At 57.9% G+C, this 16525-nt stretch carries 29 protein-coding genes and 1 tRNA gene; 15 read left to right on the top strand and 15 right to left on the bottom strand.

Annotation, left to right across the window (positions count from 1 at the left end):
- Positions 1–232: 232 nt before the first annotated feature.
- From NLY42_RS21540 to NLY42_RS21525, 4 genes are all read right to left on the bottom strand, one after another.
- Complete coding sequence (locus tag NLY42_RS21540) at positions 233–640, bottom strand: DUF930 domain-containing protein (protein ID WP_032889884.1); 408 nt, start codon at positions 638–640, stop codon at positions 233–235.
- Between the two features lie 119 nt (positions 641–759).
- Complete coding sequence (locus NLY42_RS21535) at positions 760–1686, bottom strand: glycosyltransferase family 2 protein (protein ID WP_023755256.1); 927 nt, start codon at positions 1684–1686, stop codon at positions 760–762.
- A complete protein-coding gene (locus tag NLY42_RS21530) occupies positions 1687–2907 on the bottom strand; it encodes an FAD-dependent oxidoreductase (RefSeq protein ID WP_198024616.1) in 1221 nt (406 codons plus the stop codon).
- Between the two features lie 43 nt (positions 2908–2950).
- Positions 2951–3340 carry a sugar 3,4-ketoisomerase gene (locus NLY42_RS21525; protein WP_023682533.1) on the bottom strand — a complete coding sequence of 130 codons (390 nt, stop codon included), beginning with the start codon at positions 3338–3340 and terminating at the stop codon, positions 2951–2953.
- Positions 3341–3771: 431 nt separating this feature from the next.
- On the opposite strand from NLY42_RS21525, the gene NLY42_RS21520 reads away from it, so the two are divergent.
- Positions 3772–4494, top strand: a complete 723-nt coding sequence (locus tag NLY42_RS21520; RefSeq protein WP_023755254.1) for a hypothetical protein — start codon at positions 3772–3774, stop codon at positions 4492–4494.
- A gap of 347 nt (positions 4495–4841) precedes the next feature.
- On the opposite strand, the gene NLY42_RS21515 is transcribed toward NLY42_RS21520, so the two are convergent.
- The gene (locus tag NLY42_RS21515) at positions 4842–5033 is read right to left on the bottom strand and encodes a DUF3606 domain-containing protein (protein ID WP_023668952.1); all 192 of its coding nucleotides are present in this window, start codon (positions 5031–5033) and stop codon (positions 4842–4844) included.
- Between the two features lie 186 nt (positions 5034–5219).
- On the opposite strand from NLY42_RS21515, the gene NLY42_RS21510 reads away from it, so the two are divergent.
- Entirely contained in the window at positions 5220–5381 is a 162-nt protein-coding gene (locus NLY42_RS21510) for a hypothetical protein (protein WP_023691300.1), read from the top strand.
- Between the two features lie 147 nt (positions 5382–5528).
- Here the strand turns inward: NLY42_RS21510 and NLY42_RS21505 are convergent.
- The 3 genes from NLY42_RS21505 to NLY42_RS21495 all read right to left on the bottom strand — a co-directional run bounded on the left by NLY42_RS21505 (position 5529) and on the right by NLY42_RS21495 (position 7402).
- A tRNA-Ser gene (locus tag NLY42_RS21505) sits at positions 5529–5618 on the bottom strand.
- 72 nt (positions 5619–5690) lie between these two features.
- Complete coding sequence (locus tag NLY42_RS21500; protein ID WP_023755253.1) at positions 5691–6896, bottom strand: site-specific integrase; 1206 nt, start codon at positions 6894–6896, stop codon at positions 5691–5693.
- Positions 6893–7402, bottom strand: coding sequence for a hypothetical protein (locus tag NLY42_RS21495; protein ID WP_023755252.1), 510 nt, complete (start codon positions 7400–7402; stop codon positions 6893–6895). Before NLY42_RS21495 ends, NLY42_RS21500 begins: the two co-directional genes overlap by 4 nt.
- 132 nt (positions 7403–7534) lie before the next feature.
- Between NLY42_RS21495 and NLY42_RS21490 the strand changes: the two genes are divergently transcribed.
- The 10 genes from NLY42_RS21490 to NLY42_RS21445 all read left to right on the top strand — a co-directional run bounded on the left by NLY42_RS21490 (position 7535) and on the right by NLY42_RS21445 (position 11392).
- Positions 7535–7762 (top strand): hypothetical protein, encoded by a 228-nt coding sequence (locus tag NLY42_RS21490; protein ID WP_023755251.1) that lies wholly within the window; start codon positions 7535–7537, stop codon positions 7760–7762.
- Entirely contained in the window at positions 7763–8056 is a 294-nt protein-coding gene (locus tag NLY42_RS21485) for a hypothetical protein (RefSeq protein ID WP_023755250.1), read from the top strand. It abuts the gene before it with no gap.
- Positions 8044–8238 carry a hypothetical protein gene (locus tag NLY42_RS21480; RefSeq protein ID WP_156933803.1) on the top strand — a complete coding sequence of 65 codons (195 nt, stop codon included), beginning with the start codon at positions 8044–8046 and terminating at the stop codon, positions 8236–8238. Before NLY42_RS21485 ends, NLY42_RS21480 begins: the two co-directional genes overlap by 13 nt.
- Positions 8238–8738, top strand: a complete 501-nt coding sequence (locus tag NLY42_RS21475) for a hypothetical protein (RefSeq protein ID WP_023755248.1) — start codon at positions 8238–8240, stop codon at positions 8736–8738. The genes NLY42_RS21480 and NLY42_RS21475 overlap by 1 nt, the downstream gene beginning before the upstream one ends.
- A gap of 153 nt (positions 8739–8891) precedes the next feature.
- Entirely contained in the window at positions 8892–9194 is a 303-nt protein-coding gene (locus NLY42_RS21470) for a DUF6074 family protein (protein ID WP_023755247.1), read from the top strand.
- A gap of 89 nt (positions 9195–9283) precedes the next feature.
- Positions 9284–9994, top strand: coding sequence for a hypothetical protein (locus tag NLY42_RS21465; RefSeq protein ID WP_023755246.1), 711 nt, complete (start codon positions 9284–9286; stop codon positions 9992–9994).
- The gene (locus NLY42_RS21460) at positions 9991–10197 is read left to right on the top strand and encodes a hypothetical protein (protein WP_023755245.1); all 207 of its coding nucleotides are present in this window, start codon (positions 9991–9993) and stop codon (positions 10195–10197) included. The genes NLY42_RS21465 and NLY42_RS21460 overlap by 4 nt, the downstream gene beginning before the upstream one ends.
- A 209-nt stretch (positions 10198–10406) precedes the next feature.
- A complete protein-coding gene (locus NLY42_RS21455) occupies positions 10407–10727 on the top strand; it encodes a hypothetical protein (protein WP_023711580.1) in 321 nt (106 codons plus the stop codon).
- 154 nt (positions 10728–10881) lie between these two features.
- Complete coding sequence (locus NLY42_RS21450) at positions 10882–11019, top strand: YHYH domain-containing protein (protein WP_198022209.1); 138 nt, start codon at positions 10882–10884, stop codon at positions 11017–11019.
- Between the two features lie 73 nt (positions 11020–11092).
- Entirely contained in the window at positions 11093–11392 is a 300-nt protein-coding gene (locus NLY42_RS21445; RefSeq protein WP_348528045.1) for a hypothetical protein, read from the top strand.
- 285 nt (positions 11393–11677) lie between these two features.
- Here NLY42_RS21445 and NLY42_RS21440 read toward each other — a convergent pair whose 3' ends face one another.
- The 3 genes from NLY42_RS21440 to NLY42_RS21425 all read right to left on the bottom strand — a co-directional run bounded on the left by NLY42_RS21440 (position 11678) and on the right by NLY42_RS21425 (position 13193).
- Positions 11678–12001 (bottom strand): sunset domain-containing protein, encoded by a 324-nt coding sequence (locus NLY42_RS21440; RefSeq protein WP_023711578.1) that lies wholly within the window; start codon positions 11999–12001, stop codon positions 11678–11680.
- Between the two features lie 269 nt (positions 12002–12270).
- Positions 12271–12564: a hypothetical protein gene (locus NLY42_RS21430; RefSeq protein ID WP_023711577.1), complete on the bottom strand. Its 294-nt coding sequence runs from the start codon at positions 12562–12564 to the stop codon at positions 12271–12273.
- 419 nt (positions 12565–12983) lie between these two features.
- On the bottom strand, positions 12984–13193 hold the full coding sequence (locus NLY42_RS21425) for a hypothetical protein (RefSeq protein WP_023755242.1): 210 nt from the start codon (positions 13191–13193) through the stop codon (positions 12984–12986).
- A 193-nt stretch (positions 13194–13386) separates the two neighbouring features.
- Between NLY42_RS21425 and NLY42_RS21420 the strand changes: the two genes are divergently transcribed.
- A complete protein-coding gene (locus NLY42_RS21420; RefSeq protein ID WP_023755241.1) occupies positions 13387–13584 on the top strand; it encodes a hypothetical protein in 198 nt (65 codons plus the stop codon).
- A 77-nt stretch (positions 13585–13661) separates the two neighbouring features.
- Here NLY42_RS21420 and NLY42_RS21415 read toward each other — a convergent pair whose 3' ends face one another.
- Positions 13662–13895 carry a hypothetical protein gene (locus NLY42_RS21415; RefSeq protein ID WP_023755240.1) on the bottom strand — a complete coding sequence of 78 codons (234 nt, stop codon included), beginning with the start codon at positions 13893–13895 and terminating at the stop codon, positions 13662–13664.
- Positions 13896–14564: 669 nt separating this feature from the next.
- On the opposite strand from NLY42_RS21415, the gene NLY42_RS21410 reads away from it, so the two are divergent.
- Complete coding sequence (locus tag NLY42_RS21410) at positions 14565–14849, top strand: hypothetical protein (protein WP_023673895.1); 285 nt, start codon at positions 14565–14567, stop codon at positions 14847–14849.
- 14 nt (positions 14850–14863) lie between these two features.
- Here the strand turns inward: NLY42_RS21410 and NLY42_RS32025 are convergent, their stop codons facing one another.
- Entirely contained in the window at positions 14864–15160 is a 297-nt protein-coding gene (locus tag NLY42_RS32025; protein WP_502882138.1) for a Y4oE-related protein, read from the bottom strand.
- A gap of 150 nt (positions 15161–15310) precedes the next feature.
- On the opposite strand from NLY42_RS32025, the gene NLY42_RS21405 reads away from it, so the two are divergent.
- Positions 15311–15469: a hypothetical protein gene (locus NLY42_RS21405; protein WP_245271308.1), complete on the top strand. Its 159-nt coding sequence runs from the start codon at positions 15311–15313 to the stop codon at positions 15467–15469.
- 96 nt (positions 15470–15565) lie between these two features.
- Here the strand turns inward: NLY42_RS21405 and NLY42_RS21400 are convergent, their stop codons facing one another.
- Complete coding sequence (locus tag NLY42_RS21400; RefSeq protein WP_245271307.1) at positions 15566–15877, bottom strand: helix-turn-helix domain-containing protein; 312 nt, start codon at positions 15875–15877, stop codon at positions 15566–15568.
- Positions 15878–16252: 375 nt separating this feature from the next.
- Positions 16253–16456 (bottom strand): CsbD family protein, encoded by a 204-nt coding sequence (locus NLY42_RS21395; protein ID WP_023673385.1) that lies wholly within the window; start codon positions 16454–16456, stop codon positions 16253–16255.
- Positions 16457–16525 lie beyond the last annotated feature (69 nt).

Genomic DNA, 16525 nt, shown 5'->3' with positions numbered 1-16525 from the left:
TCGTCGTCGGATATGCCGACGCCCTAACGTGTATGGTTCCCGCGCGTCAAGAGACTGCCGGCGCAATTCCAGGAAAAGTGCGTAGCGGTTTTCCGTCCGGAATCATGCAAAAACAAAGAGTTAGAGTGGGTCAGCTGCTCTGTAAAAAGCTGAACCGCTCTAACGGCCGACGCTGAAAGCCACGGGAATAGGGAAGGTCGTTCTGCCAGAGAGAATTCTGGTCGCAGCGAATTCAGTCGTAGAGATTGTACTTCGCCCAGTCGGCTTCCGGAATCTCGTCGCCGATGCGGTAACGGAACTGCAGGACCTCCATATGGTCAGGCGCCGTCTCGCATTTGAACTTCAGCCGGTACCACTGCCCCTTGCTGCGGAAGGCAGCACCCGGGCTGCGGATGGCATCGGCCTTCATTTCCGGCGTCGCGAAGGCGTAGGCGACGACGCGGTCTGCCTTGTACTTGTGGTCGTCATGGCTGATGCGGTCGAGCACTTCGGCGTCGCATCTCTGCTCCAGCCGGGTCTCCGGGTCGAGTTTCAGCAGGCCGGCGCGCAGGGCGGCGTCCATCGCGTGGGCGGGCCAGGCCAGCGTCACCGAGGCCAGCGCCGCAAGGAATAGTTTTTTCATGGGCGGGAGAACGACCATAACTCGCGTGAAAAATCAACCGGAGTGCCATTTTGGGGCAGCCGGATATGCGCGGAAATCGCCGTTGGCCGGGCAGGGTGTTTTGACGCAGCCGCTTTGATACGTCGCCGGCGCCATTCTTATTTGTCCGGGCTGCCATGCACCGATTGCCTGTTTCGCCGTCTTTGCGCTTCTCGCGATCGCGGCACCCACCGCCACGGCCGCAAGGCGATATAGACAGCGAGGAAGGCTCTTTGTGCAAGGCCGGCCTCGCTGTGCCAGACCTCCCTTATCCCCGCCGCCCGCAAGGCCCTTCGTTGGGTGCTGTTGCGGTCCCAGCGCCGGCTGATGCTGCCCGCCCGGTAGTATTTGTGGCAGAGCACTTGCGGCACGCGGACAAAGCCGCCGAGCAGCGACAGATGCAGAAGCCAGGTCCAGTCGGCGCTGAATTCGCCTTGGCTGTTGGGCTTGATCCCGCCGCTACGGTGGAACGCCCAGGCCCTGAATATCCCACGATTGGGAACCCACCATCCATGCGGCTGGCGCGCCATCGCCCGGCCACGCGCAAAACCGTCCTGCAAGCCCTCCAGCAGGTCGAACTTCCACGTGGCACTTTCGCCGCTGACTTCGATCACTTCGACGTCGCTGAACGACAGTACGGCCGCGGGATTGGCATCGAGCGCCCGCACCAGCGCCTCGATATAGGTTGGATCGATGACGTCGTCATGGAAGGCAAAGAACATCAATTCGCCGCTGGCATTGGCCATCAGATCGTTGGAGTTCTTCAGCCATCCCAGGTTTTTGTCCCGGCGGAGGATACGGACATCGTCGCGGCCGCCGGCGAAGGCTGAAACGGCCTCGAATGTCGCGTCGGTCGAATTGTCCTCCCCGACCAGGATCTCGATATTGTCCCAGGTCTGCGCGGCGAGGCTGTCCAGCGTACGCGAAATGAATGCCGCCGAATTGTAGCATGGCACCAGCGCCGTGACCTTCGGCCGCCAGCCGGATCGAAGCTGGACTTGTTTCTGCGCTACCTGCTTCGCGCCGCCCTGTTCTGTCTCACCCATTCACTCGATCCCGCAGATTTGCCGCGCCAGCCTGTCGGCAAGCCACGGCGCCGTCGAATATTTACCTGTGTCGACCGAGATGTAGTTGCCCAGGCGGTTGACCCCGAATTGGTCGCGGCGATGGATTGTGGCTTTCGGGTCGCTGAGCGAACCACGCCCTTGCGCAAACACGAAGCCGCCGCGTACCTCAAGCTCCTCGGCATCGTCGAACATGCTGGAAACACTGGGCACCAACCGGGCGAGCGTGGCGCGAACGTCGCCGATGAACCGCTGTCGTGCGTCGGCATCGAGCGCTTGCGGCGTTTCGATCGACAATTCGCCACTCTCCGCAAGCAACCCGCTCGGGTACCAGGAGAGATAGAAGTTGCGCCCGTCATAGTTTTTTATGTCGCCGAACGGGCCAAGGGCGACGACCGCGCATGGCACATTGACAGGCTGCCTGGTGCGGCCGAACAGGCAAAGCCTGTAGCGGTGCGACCATCCGGGAACCGGCTCGATGCCGGCCGTGCGGTCGACAGCCAGCCGCCCCTCCCAAAGGCAATTGACGACGATGTCGAACGCCTCACTTTTCTTGCCTGCGACCGCCACGCGCCATTTCCCGTCAATTCCGTCCACCGGCTGTGCCGACAGGACTTTGGACGCCATCCGCAAGCTGATATTGGGTTCACCCCGAAGCGCCGCGCAAAGCCGGTCGGCAACCCATCGCGTGTTGACGGATCGCTCCGGCACCTGGAAGCCGCCGACGATCTGGTCCGAGTTGGTGACATCGGCCAATTCAGTTCTGGAAAGCCGTTTCGACCGCGCCGCCGATACGTCGGCAAGGTAGCTCGTGGCGTCAGCGTGGCTGCGCACCAATACATCCACACGTTCAAAGATCGCCCCCAGCGCCTCGGCAGCGACGATCGAGTTGCGATGGATCAGATAAAGGTCTTCCGAAAGGGTCGTGTGCGCTTCCAGATTGCTTCCGATCAGCTCGGAAACAAGCCTGCCGAAACACAGTCCTCCCGAAAGCAGATGCCGGGCGGTCAGCAGCGAGGGATCGTTCCCGTAGAGATAGCCGAGATGAATCTTGCCCTCGTTCCAACGGCTGGCGCAGGCCATCGGCTCGCTCTCCTTGTCGAAGAGGGACACCGCGTAGCCTCTGCGGGCCATCATGAGAGCGAGGCTGGCGCCCATGATGCCGGCGCCGAGAATAGCCATTCTGCCGCGAGGCGCTGTCATGTCCTGGCGCGCATCGCGGCCTCTCCTTTCCCGATGAGTGTCCTCAGGGGTTCGATACGTAGTTTTCAGGGTCGTATTCGGTATCGCAGAAAACCAGCAAAGACGGGTTCTCGCCTTCATAGGTCTGCAGCGCCCACACCGGGGCATCGACCAGCACCGCGCGGTTCGATGCGGTGAGCGTCAGCCGTTCGACCTGTTCCTGATAGCGAAATTCGATGCCGATCTCGCCCGACAGCTGCATCATCAATTGCCGGCCCGAGCCGTGTGCATGTCCGCCCCGCGACGTGCCGCGCGGCGCGGTGACGACGAACGCCCGCACGGCTTGGAAATTGTAACCGCTGAACTCGATAGCGGTCAGCATTCCCCTGGGATCGCAATGTAACGAAGTGGGGATCTCGGTGACCTTGCCGCCAAAGAACGTTCGATGCTGCATAACGTAAGCCCGCCATATGCCGGTCGAAATTTACCTCAGACTAGCGCTTATATCAAAAGACAGAGAATACAAGCACTTAGGAGGTGTTTTGGGACACAGCAGCGGATCGATGTCGAGCTCGGCCTCAGGCCGATACGGTGCCGACTACCGAAGGTCGCCGCGCCGTCACGACTTCTGAGTCGCGGCCGAAACCACGGCTTAAGACCTTGGTCCGAGCGGTCTAGGACCTTTGAGTTCGGAAGGCCGGCCGGTCCCAACGAGGGTGATCTACTTCAGCAATTTCAAAGAGTTATGCTGGTTGGCGTTTCGCCGGCCGGCCGCTTCGTTCTCGCAATGAAAGCACAGCTATATCCAAGTTTACCCTTTGTGTTAGCGATTCCTCATGTTGCCCGCTATAGCGGTTAGTGGCGGTGGCAATCTCGGAGGTAGTTATGACATCCCGAAAGACCCTTTTTGCTGCATTTGCGGTGTTCTCGCTTCTGGTGTCGCCGGCCCTGGCTGCTGCTGGTGGCAACGGCCATGGTAACGGCCATGGCAATGGTAACGGTAACGGCAATGGCAATGGCAATGGCGGAGGAAACGGTAATGCTGGCGGCAATGGCGGAGGCGGCGGTTCGCTCGGCAAGTCGGCATCCGCCAAGGGCCAGGTCGCCAAGGCCGCTACCGGTTCAGTGTCCAAGGAAAAGAATATCCATGCCAAGCTGGGCCGATTGAACTCACTGCAGCGCAACGCCAACGCCTTTATGCACTCCAAGAGCAAGAACTTCGCTGGCGTGCAGGCTTATGTGACACAGTCGGCAATAGCCAAGAACGCTCAATCGGCGCTCGATGCCGCTAATCAGGCGGTTGCCGACGCCAAAGCGGCGCTCGACGCGCTGAATGCGAAAGCGGCTGACCCGAATACCCCGCCCGAAGATGTCCCGACGCAGGCCGACCTCGATGCAGCACAGGCAGCGCTCGATGACGCCACCCAGGATGCGGCCGCTGCTCAGACCGCCGCCACAGCTGCCGCTGCCAACGTCCCATCGATCGATGCAGCCCTTGCCCAAATGGCCAACAAGCCCGTTGACCCTGAGGTGACAGATTGGGCCAATAGCGTACTTGCCGACAAGATCGACCAAGTAGCCGCCAAGCTGGCGCCGGCCGCGCCTTAAGGCCCCATGCGGCGGCAGCGATCCAATCGACGATAAGCCGTCGGGTCCGCCCGGCGGCTGCACCTTTCTCGCCTATCTGCAGCGTTGGTCCCAATGCAGGTCCGAGATTCTGGTCATGGCTATTTTGCGAAATCTCCAGCCGGGCCGCCGTCCTCAAGGCTGAATTCATGCGTGCTTCGCGCATCTTCATCGACCACACGAAACCAATGCTCCTGAAGCGCTCTAGGCGACACCCTTTGGCCCGTGACCTTCTCTACCGCAGATAACGGATCATCGGCGCTCGTGGCCTGAGTTGAGACACACTCCTCTCCATGCCACTCTTCCACCTGGTACTCTGGCATGCCGGCCTACCTACCGCTCCCCAGAGCCTTCGCTTCCCGCTCCAGCGTCTCGCGTCGGTTGCCGTGCTTCGCGATCAATTCCTTGACCTGCTGCGGGGTGATGCCGGCCTTGGTGGCGAAATACTCGACTTCATAATCCTCATCGGCAGAGACGCGGTCCCGATCGCGGAAGTCCGTCTTCGTTTTGTCGTCAGCCATTTGCTTTGCTCCTGGTTGAATGATCAACCGCAACGTGCAGCCGCAGCCTTTTGTTGCAGCGGAGCCCGGATTTCCGAAACGGTCACATGGGAAAACGGCCCTCAGTCGCAGGAGGTGCTGGTGTTGCTGTAACTTTGAACGGAACGGTTCTTCTCCTTGACGGTTGTGACGTGAAGGAGATGCCTCATGTTTGAAAGTGTGATGTGGTTGATCGTCGTTGCTGGTGGGCCACTGTTGCTGGCCCTATTGATGGCATACGTTCTTATGACCCGACGCCACCGTGGTCCTGCAGAACGCATGGAAAGCGACCGCGCGACCAAACGGCTCTATCGCCAGGACGAACGTTGATCCTGAGGCTGGCGCAACGTTTGCGCTCACGCTGGCCCGCTGCCTCGCGGTGGCAGGCTTCTTCGTTTTAGGAAGTTAGGAATAACTTAGGAAAGATTTGGCCCTCTTTGAAAATACAGAGGCAATTCAGCACGGTAGCCAAATATCTGGCGGAGGGAGTGGGATTCGAACCCACGGTGGGCTTGCACCCACGCCGGTTTTCAAGACCGGTGCCTTAAACCGCTCGGCCATCCCTCCAAAGTATTGATCCTACTACGTTATTCCTTGTGCCAAGAAACTTCATTCGTGCGTTTGCTACGCACTTTGCAACTATTTGGCTTTTCGCTGGCTGCTTATAGCCGCCTGCAATGCCACGTCAACTTGCTCCGCCGCGTCGGCCTGCATTCCCGGCATGACATGCGAATATAGGTCGAGCGTTATCCCGATGTTGGAATGGCCCAGGCGCTCGCTTGCTATCTTGGGGTGAACGCCTGCGGAAAGCATCTGTGTTGCGTGGGTGTGCCGCAGATCATGGAACCGGATGCGGGGCAGGGAGGTCTTGGCCAGAACGCGCACCCACTCATGCGTCAGCGAGCGGGGCTGCAGGGGCTGGCCGTCGACCTGTGCCACAACGAAGCTGTCGGCATCCGGACGAATGCCCAGGCGCAACTGCTCCTCGGCCTGCCGGGCGCGGTGCGCCTTCAGTTCGGCGACAGTGCTGGCCGACAGAGCCACCGTTCTGGCCCGGCCGCTCTTAGGCTCTTTGTATCGGACGCCCTCGTTCGTTTGTTCTGCGCTTTCCTGGATCGACATCTGTCGGCTGTTTTCGCCAAGTTCGAGGTGGCGCCAGCGCAGCGCAAGAATCTCGCCACGGCGCAACCCACAGGTCACAGCTAGGAGTATGGGAACAAACATTCGCGTCGGCCGAAGCGTGTCCAGCAGGATCGCTGTCTGCACCGCATCATAGGCCGTCACCCTCTTGCGTTCGACCTTTGGCGGCGTCGTCGCCAGCGCTGGATTTCGAGACAGCCTGTCCCATGTCACCGCCTGGCCAAGCGCCTTGACCAGCACCCGCCTGTAGTGGTGAACCGTACGGGGAGACAATGGCGGAAGAGCTTTGGACGGCTCCTCGTTTTTCTTCTTGCGGTGATCCATGCGCGGTGCCGTCAAGGCCGTTGAAAAGGCCGCGTCAATCCGGTCCGTTTTCAGCTTCGATAGGATCACATCCCCGATTAGCGGGCCAAGTCCCTTTCGGCATATCTCGGCATACCGCTCGTGCGTCTTCGGCGCGACCGATGGCCTAATGAACGTCAGCCACTCTTCAAAAAATTGGCCGAGAGTCTGCTTAGTCGGCTCGACATATTGGCCTTGGGTAAGGGCCGTGATGAGCCGGGAGCATTCATTGTCGGCCTCGCGCTTCGTGCCGTTGAAGCTGTGCCACTTACGTTTCTTTTTTCCGGTCTTTGGATCTCGCTCTCCGATATCGAGGACGATTGCCCAATGCCCCGGCGAACGTTCTCTGAGATGGCCCTTCATTTCTTTGGTCCCAATTCGGCAAGAATGGCTAGATTGGTGGCAAGCCTTGAGGCTTGTTCGACGGCCTGATCCAATCGCACACCAGACATGGCTTCCTTCGCCAGTCGCGCCTGACTGGAGGCCTTTTCGAATTCGCCAGCACCACGCATTTCCACGGTAGAAAGTCTGAGTTCTCTGATCTCAATGGATTGCGAAATTGCCTTGGCGATGGAGTCTGAAAGGGCGATCAGCGCTTGAGCAAACAAGTCGCGCTTCTCGACGGAGATACTATGGAACCCGATTTCAGTAAGCTGACCGGACAACTCTGTCAGCGTTGGGATCAAGGTCATGCTCGCAGCGTCGATTTCTTCAATGGATGCATCACACCAGCGCCCGATCTCAACCAATCTGCGGATTGCATCTGATCTTGTGGCCACTCGATTCGCGTACCGCCAATTGTCGATTTCGGTGAGCTCTTCATCGGAGAGCATCATCGGTACGCGGTTTTCCCGAGGTTTTTTCGCCATCAATCTTCAGTCCTCGCCTGAAGCCTTCTACAAAATCGGCACAAGAAGCACAAGATGGTATTGACTGGTATTTGAAATGCCATAGCGTCACAAAACGGCACAAGAAGCGCCGATTTTGAAAGGACGATTGCTATGAGCAAAATCCCCAGTAATGAAATCACGACGAGGGAGCAGGCCCTGCAGTATGCAACGCTGCCCGTAACCGTCTTCGGTCGTGTCTTCCTGGATTTGTCGCGCAATGCCTCCTATGCGGCTGCGGCGCGTGGTGACATCAAGACATTGAAAATGGGCCGTCTCCGCCGCGTTCCGGTGGCGCAGGAGGCAAAGCGCCTAGGCCTTCTCCAAGGGGAGAGCGCATAAATGGAAGCCTCCCTTGAAGAATTCAAAGGGCGTGTTGTTGCACACCTGCGTCAGCATCTGGTTCACGCTTTGGTGCACGGTAAGGACATCCTTAATGAGGCGAACCGGTTTCCCGTGGTTCCGGAATCCATCAGGCTCCAGGCCGTTTATGAGGCTGAACAAGAGGTGACCGAATTCGCCTTGGGACGATTGAAAGCCCAGTGCGCCGTCGAAGGCTTTAGCAAGGTGTTGCGGCCGGAACCGGCTGCCCCTCGCAGCCGGACAATCGGCGAACATGATCCGTGCCCATTCTGATGCGCATCGATCTCGAACTTGTCGAGTTCGTCGCCATCCAGATCGCAAAGAATTTCCGCGATCTCGGCAGGCCTTTGGTACCGAGCGTCTGCCGGCATTTCGGTATCCAGAGCGTCACCGCGATCCTTGCGGTCAAGCGTGCCGCTGAGATCCGCGCTGAACAGGCGAAGGAGGGCCGGTGATGGGCGCCGATACCAAAAGCGGCACGGCCGGCGCCGCCGGTAGCAAGAAGCGCCGGTATCTCCAGGATGGGTTCTTCATTGCCCATCGCCTCGAAATGCTCCTCAGCCCGGCCTGGGGACTGGCGCCACAACCCCTACGTAAGATTATTGAGCGGCTGGAGATCGAACACCTTCGCCATGGCGGATATGAGAACGGGGACCTGTACGTCACCTATTCCCAGTTCGTCGCCGCAGGCATTTCAAAAAAGACAATCCGGCCGGCGGTCACCCTGGGTGAACAACTTGGCCTTATCCAATGCATCCTGGATGACAATCCCAAGGGGGACATTCGCGGCGCCAATAAATACCGACTGACATTTGTGCCGGCCAAGGGAAGGCGCGAGCCGACCGATGACTGGAAAAAAATTACGGTCGAAAAGGCAAAGGATTTTATCGAGCAATTTCGCCGTGCTTCCGATGATGAAAAAGTCGACGCCAATAGATCGAAAAAGGTGGCCTGACCATGTGCATCGAAAAACAGCTTCCCAGTTCCCTTTCCTGCCTTTCACCGGTTCCCTTTCCTGCCTCGAAACCGGCTCCATCGGTTCCCTTTCCTGACCGCTGCCCAGTAGTAGAAAGGGAACTACTTTATAGATCTTGGGTGGGAGTCCGTTATGCAGCGTGATCTCCCGTTGTTCGAATGCGCGGCCCGGCCTTGCCAAATACTGGCCTTCCCCCTGGCGTGCCGCGTCGGCAAGGTCCGCGACGTCGCCACCAAGCTGTCAGGGAAGACGACAGAGAAGCATGCGGTCTCCTACCGGCTCCAGGTCGATGTTGGCCTAAGAACGCATCTGGCGAAGACACGCCTGAGGCCTGAGGCCATAGACGCCGAGGTGGCCGCTTTCTGGTCTTCAGTCAGGATTGAAATGCAGCGCATCGCCTACCGCGATCATGGCAGGGGAGGCGCGACACCATAGAAAAAATCGAAAAATCAGAAATCAGAAATCAGAAATCAGAAAATCAGAAAATCAGAAAATCAGAAAAAGGAGCGGATGGATTATGAAAAATGAGCAAGATAAAGACTGGCAAAAATACGAAATCGGCGGCGCCAGATAGATCCAGGGCCTCAACCGCCAAGACCGCAAAGCAGCGGAAAGAAGAATGGAAAGCGCGACAGGAAAGAGGCGAGGCCGTATTCCCCCTAACCCTCAAAGTCGGAGAGGCCCGAGACGCATTCCTGATTGCTGGCGTATTGCCTGAATGGGACTCCGAGGATCCTAAGGAAATTGGCGAGATCGCATCTCGCATCGTGAAAGCTGTAATCAGGTTCGTGAGCGGCCACGGTAAATTGCCCTTCGATCTAGACACAGTCAGTGTCAGGACACTTGTAGGGTTGCCATCCGACCCGTTCGCCAGCTGTCACCGCGAGCGGTCGCGGAACGCGTTCCCGGTCACCGATCTATGGTCTGCTATGTTCAAGCCTCATCCTACCGGAGGCTTAATCGTGAACACATTGACGAGTCATCTCAATCGCCAAGACCTTGATGCCGTCCTCAGACTGGCAAGAGCTTTGACCAAGGCTGAGAACAACGTTGGTTCTGCTCACATCGATGATCCCGAATTCTTGCAAGACGTCGCCGATGTAATCAAGGCAACCGTCGAAAAAGAGACCAAGTCATTGGCAAACCGCGTTCGTTTGCTCGAACTTGCGACCGGCCCGCAAAACGATGCCAAGCGGGGCGTTGCGAAGGCCCGCGCCACCAAGGTGAAGCTATGACCCCGTCGCAGGCAATTGCATTCGCCACTGAGGCGCTTGGCAATGTTCGCGATAAAGTTCTTGTCGACTACGAAGCCACCCTCAAGAAGCAGGACATCAACGAACGCGAAATCAGCGTACGTCTTGCCACCTATCGGCGGCAGATGGAGACCTGGTTCCAGCGTTCGATTGAAGGGATCAAGAAGCGTTACCCAGTCCATTGAAACCTGTCGTTAGCCTGGGCGTTTCCCCTTCCTCCCAGGCTCACTGGCCGCCGCGCTGTGACGCCAGCGTGGCGGCGCCTCCATTACCACACGACGTGCGCGGCGGGGGATAGTCGGGTTGTATCATTGATGTGTTCACAACCGCAGATTGCTTCATTCAGGCACTTTTTTTATTGCGAAAGGTGCGATTCCGCGACTTGGAAAGATTAATGACCAAGGCCAATCCCAAAACCCATGAATTTCCGGCACCAAGATGGATGACGCGCACCGAAAAGCTCGAGTTTAAGAGGCTGAATTCGATCCGAAAAGCCGCCGGGAATCCAGTTATGGAAACAGATGTCATACCGATCTGCGATCTGGTCAGCGCCCGTAGCCGCGTCACTGCCCTGCGTGGGCTATTCAAGCGGGCGATGGTAGCCTGCCGGGATAGTGATTTCGAGTCGAGCCAACGTCATCTGCTTGCAATAGCCCGCGACATCGACAGGGCGACGGCAGCCGCGCAAAAGATGGCCTCAAAATTGGGGATCTAAGCCTGTTTCCGACCGTTTGTCTTTGGCAAGCCCTTGCTGGCACGATGGCAATATTGATATCAAAGACGGGCGCACTCAATTGGTGTTTGCGAGCTACCGGTTGTGCTGGCTCCGCGATAGTGCTCTTCTGTTCAAATTATTTTGGGAGGGCAATATGAAAAGTACGATTCTTGCCGCCGTGGCGGCTTTGACTATGTTGGCTTTTTCGATCGATACCTTCGCGCACGGCGGAGGCACCGATTCCAATGGGTGCCATACCAACCATAAAACTGGTGAGTACCACTGCCATTGATATCAGGGCCAAACTGCGTGATTTGGATGGCGTGCGCGTAGGCATATACGCGGCGCCTAGATAGCAGGCGCTGGTGCTGGTCTTCATGGGGGCGCAGATGAGAATTCGAACGGTGATCCACCTGGGGACATTGATGCTTGCGGCGTCATTGGCCACGCCGTGTTTTGCGCAGGAGACTTTCGGAGGAAATGACTGCACCGAAGATTGTTCCGGCCATAAGGCGGGCTACGACTGGGCAGAGCAAAACCAGATTTCCAACGAAAGCGACTGCAGTTCAAACAGCCAATCATTTAATGAGGGCTGCCAGACCTTCGTCGAAGATCCATCTCGCGGTTCGGACGAAGACGATGAGGGCGAAGAGATTGACGACTGAGGTGGCAGCGCTGATCTGGACAAGGATCCAGCCGGCGGTTTCCCATCGTGTATGCGCGGTCGCTTTTGGTGTGGCATCTTTCATCGGCTGCGCTCATGCCGAAGACGCGTGCGACCAAAACTACACTGGGGCCTGCGTTCCAATAGCCAGCGACGTCGATTGTTCCTCTGGAAAGGGCAACGGCCCCGCATATGTGCGCGGGCCGGTCACCGTCATAGGCACGGATATCTATGATCTCGACCGAGACGGCGACGGGATAGGCTGCGAAAACGGCTAAAGCCGACACTAGCGCATAGCCTTCCGCCACCCAGCCGCGCGCGCTGCATCTTCCGAACAGAACCACCGCTCGCCCTTCGAAAGACTGATGCGGGTCTCGGAATAATGTTCCTGCCCGGGAACGTGATAGATGCGCTCGCCAGTGTTGTAGCTGATATTGCCCTTGATGCCGCAGCCAACAGCAGGGGGACCGAGTTCAAAGGCCAGCAGGCCAGCCATAACCGCACCGAAGGCCCCGATCTTTAGCCATAACGGCGCGTCGCGCGAACGATGGCGCCTGCCATACCTTCGCCGGTTGTATTCATTGTCTGCGTAGTAGCGACGTTTGCCCACGCCCCTCACTCCCCGATGGGAGAATGCGACGCCTAGGACTTGGAGTCCAGATGGGCGGCTTTGCTGGCTCTGTCCCGTTCCACTGGATGAACGTTACTTCCTCCCAGGTGACGTCCCGCACCCCCCGCTACAGCACGTCATGCAGGACGCGCGTCTGACGGCAGTGGTCGCAGTGCGGGGATATAAACGGCTTGATGATACTCAAGTGCAGCGCTTCCGCTGCCGCCACAAAGCGCTCAATATTGCGAACCTTTCGATCGTGCCATGGCCTATCCTCGAAATCTCTCTGTGTGCCAGACGACCTTGCCATCGATCTTCATCGGCTTGTGGATCACTAGGCGCTTTGGCAGGTGTTCGGGATGCACCTCCAGCAAGGTGATTTTGATCTGCGGCTTACACCGGTTGCAGTCGAACTTGAGCTTCAAGGGATCGACGCCGCCGCCATAGACCATCATCAGATCGGCCGATCGGCAGTAGCGGACGTTGCCGCAGCTGCACTCGGCCTTCACAAGCATGTTGTGCCGGGTCGCCTTTCCCAGCGTGTCGATCGGATCGTGCGCCATGAGAACGAATAGAGAACATTCTTCTTGATCGTCAAGCCGATTTGTGGAATCTTTTCAACATGAGCGATGAACCTTCACGGCTTGCCGAAGGCATGACAGGGGCCCCGCGCGATCGACGGCGCGTCGACAACCATGCGTGCGAACATGCCGGCTGCGGCCGGGATGGCGGGTTCGGCTTTGCGAAGCCGCGCATGGCATCGCACTGGTTCTGCATGGAGCACCGCAGCGAAGGCGAGCGATATCTTGCTGGAGCAGGAAGGCACCAATGAGACCCGCCCGACCTTCGGAGGAGAACTCTAAAGCGGGTCCGGCCGCGTAGCAGCTTTTTGACGCTGTTTTTCCATGAGCCTGCTCCGCAACCCTAAGCGGTTTGCGGCAACAAGGTTCCCGGACCTCCGTCTCACCATCTGCCTTGTCGGCTAGTCCTTTAGCGCGTCCGCGACGCTATTGTTTTCGCGCTGACGTTGACGAAGGCGCTTCAGCAATTCGCGTGAGGCTTGGATCGCCCTGCGCGATTGATCCATGCTCTGGCGGAACGTGGCGCGTTCCTCCATGGACTTCTGCCACCTCAGCAAGGTGGCCGCATTCGCAGTGGCCGCTTGAGCGATATCTTTGGGCGTCGCAACCATCGCATCCTCCCGATAAGGCAATGGTAAACGCAATCTTTATAGGCCCGCCGAAACTCTCTCTTCAATGAAAAGAATTGTACGATTTTTACCAATTCCCGCACCTTCAGTGATGCCGGACCGCTGCTATCCTCGCTCTTGTTCTGTCATCGCAATGAAGGACGACATCTTTGAGCACCCGTAGCACACCTGTTGCATGGAAAAAGCAGTAGGCGTTTACAGGTGCCCGGGAAATCCGCCGTTTGTCTGCATTGTGGAGCGGGACAAAGCAAGTTACCTCACTCAGGCCTCCTACCGTGATGCGGGGCACAAGCCCGACTTCGACGAATTGCCGTGGGAAACCGAACACAGGGCGGCCAAAGAAAAGAAGGGTGGCCAGGACGGCGGTGGCTAAAGCACCACCGGCGCGCCATCAGGACCTAAGTCGGGCCGGCATGCAGAGGTCGGATCGCGGAACATCTGCACGAGCTTTCATGGCGAAATGTCGTTGACAAACTTAGTCATATTTTCCTTGGGCTTCCGCTTCAGGAGGACTATCAGCAGCACGGTGCGCATTGCCTCATGCTGGCGGCTATCAATTTCCACCGTCCAGTCGTCAGGGGGATTGTGCCACGGGAAGTCTGAATCACGCAAAGCCTCGCGAAACGTCTCCGGGTCAATGCCCGCAGCGGTCGCCATTTCTGCGGCGTTAGTCAGTTCGGCCATGCCGATCCCAAATGCTCTGCGGTAAGCACATAGGGCGATAGCTGGCGGCTTCAAATGATGAGGGAATAGCCGGTGCGGCCCGGGGCTCTCGTTCGGGGGTACAGGCCGCACCGGTCAGCGGGTTTTGATTGGATCGTCCCTCCCGCAGTGCCTAACGTATTTCATATTAGCAATTTCGCAACTAAGCATTTGGCGCTACCCAGCCGTAGGGGAATGGCCGCTAATAACACGCGGAAGTGTTTATCAGCCCGTTCTGTGCCGTGTTTGCCTGTGACCCGAACACGCGGTCAAAGGCTTCCTCTGACTGGTCGGTTTCTAGTTCGCGCAACCAACCCCTTCGCCGCTCGTTGACCTATGCTGGCTCGTTCCAGCAACTTCTGCAGCGGTCCCTGCCGGTGACCAAGATGGCCCCTCACTCATCATGGTCGGCCCGCGCTCGGAAGCAAGCGCGGCCCATCCCTGAACAAGTCCGGGGCAACCGGCAGGCAATTGCAGCATCGATGTGTGGGCGCGGCCGCCTTGGCCGAACTTGCGGCCAATGCCTCCTAGGCTGACGACCAACGATCGGTAGCAATTTCTACAATTTTCAATTTGGCTGGAAACCCTTTCTACCCGCAAGCGTTGAATTAGCACGGCTGCATTCAAGCAGTTGCATTCGGAGGAATTTTGATGAATTCGAAAATGCTCATTCTCGGCGCGACATTTGCCCTTATGACCGGATCGGCCTTTGCCGGCAGTTCCACTGGCACGTCTGCGCTCGACGATCCTGCAAAAATGTCTCCTTTCTTCACGGACAGCAGCATGAAGACCATGAAGTCTGAGGCCGAAGCGAAAACCGCCTGGTCGGCTATGTCTCAGGAGGATAAGGACGCGGTGATGAAGGACTGCGCTGACGCAGATATTGCGAAGGCCCATGAGAACTTCTGCAAAGCTGCGATGATGATGGGCAAATAGGCCCAGCACCTAGCTTAATATAATATGCGCCCGCTGGCCCCGGCCGGCGGGCGTTCGGGCCAATTCGCACAGTTGCTCCCCTGGGATGGCGCGGGCCACTCGATCTGAGACTCTGTCAATCGCCCGTCGGGCCTGATGTCCTCCATGGCGCAAGCCGGAATGCGTGGACGATGTGGGTAGCCGTCATCTGGGCGACCGCCGAAATGAGCCTCCAAGGCGCAGTGCGCCACCGCGGCCGCCGCTTCGAACCCGTATAGTTCGACCGCAGCTCGAGCGGCCTGATCTTGGTCGACGAGATCGGCAATCTTCACAGCCGCAAAGGTCAGCGCTCTGCTCCGGGGTATAAGCACCGAGCCTAAAACGCTCTTGGCCACTTGCCAACCTTTTTAGACCTCCTTTAGCATCCCCTCATGGCAACTCTGCGGTACGAGGTAAGGCGGGAACCGGATGGGACGTGGACGGTGTTCGACGTGTTCACCGGGCTGCCGGCTATTGTGGCGGGCCACGCATCTGTCGACCTTCCCGATATGGAGTATGCCGAAGATCTGGCCGCCATCCTGAATGCCGAAGACCTGAAGCAGAGGCTATCTCACGGGAGGTTGCCCGGAGGGTTCGCCTGACTGAGGTGGCATGACAAGTTAGCCATTCGCCCGCCTGCGTACTGCCCATTCAGGATGGTTCAACCGTTTCCATCCAACAATGGCTGGCTTTTCCGCTTATCCTTTTTTCTCCCGGCGGCGCCACTGTCTATTATCGGCGGCGAGGCCGCTATCACCTTCTGAGCGGGCGAGCGATGGAGTGCCTTCGACTGTGAAGACAATTCCGGCATCCTCAAACGCTTTGCGGATGGCTGCGATGTTGTGGGGACGCGATTTGCTGAATCCGTTCTCAAGATCGCTGATCACCATTTCGCTAAGATTGGCCTTTGCGGCAAGTCGCACACGCGACCAGTTCAGTAGGGCTCGTGCTGCTCTGGATTGATCTGCTGAGAGTACGGTTCGGCTGTCCATAAACAGTCGAACATTCAATATCGCTAAAATGTTCCTCTTGACCTTCCGCGATTTCTAACGGCGTGAGGCCGACCTCTCGGGTAACGCGGCGGGGCTTCCCAATAACTTTGCGGAACGCTGATCGTCACGCCGCAACGTCTTCTTTTTCGGCTTGGTCTTCTCAACCAGACCTGGCCTTTTCGCTATCAGGTAGTCAGCCCTGTTCGTTCGATAGTCTTCTTGTGGATGGACATTTCTACAATCTCCATTGTGGAGATCAACGCGGCCGGAAGCCGACACGTTCCCAAAAATCGCTTGTTCAAGGCCGAGCCGAACGGCACACGGATGCCAAAAACGCGAAAAGGGCGCGGTTCGTGACGCGCCCTTTATTTGAACTGGCTCAACTGTCGTATCCTACGAGTCTTGTCGGCCATACCAGTCGTCGACGTCTCGCCGCACGCGATCCTTCTCAATGCCGTAGCGCTCCTGGATCGTACCTTCGAGCTGATCGCGGTTGCCGGCTATGCGGTCGAGATCATCATCAGTGAGCTTGCCCCACTGCTCCTTGACCTTACCTTTGAATTGCTTCCAATTTCCTTCGACGCGATTCCAGTCCATGATGGCGATCTCCTTTCGTTGTCCTTTCGAATAACGGTCGTATGGCCGTCAGGTTCCTCTGCAGGTAAG

Origin of the sequence: Mesorhizobium sp. C372A (assembly GCF_030323245.1) — a bacterium.
Taxonomy (GTDB): domain Bacteria; phylum Pseudomonadota; class Alphaproteobacteria; order Rhizobiales; family Rhizobiaceae; genus Mesorhizobium.
Note: the sequence above shows the minus strand (reverse complement) of the source record. Positions and strands in the feature narration are given on the sequence as shown.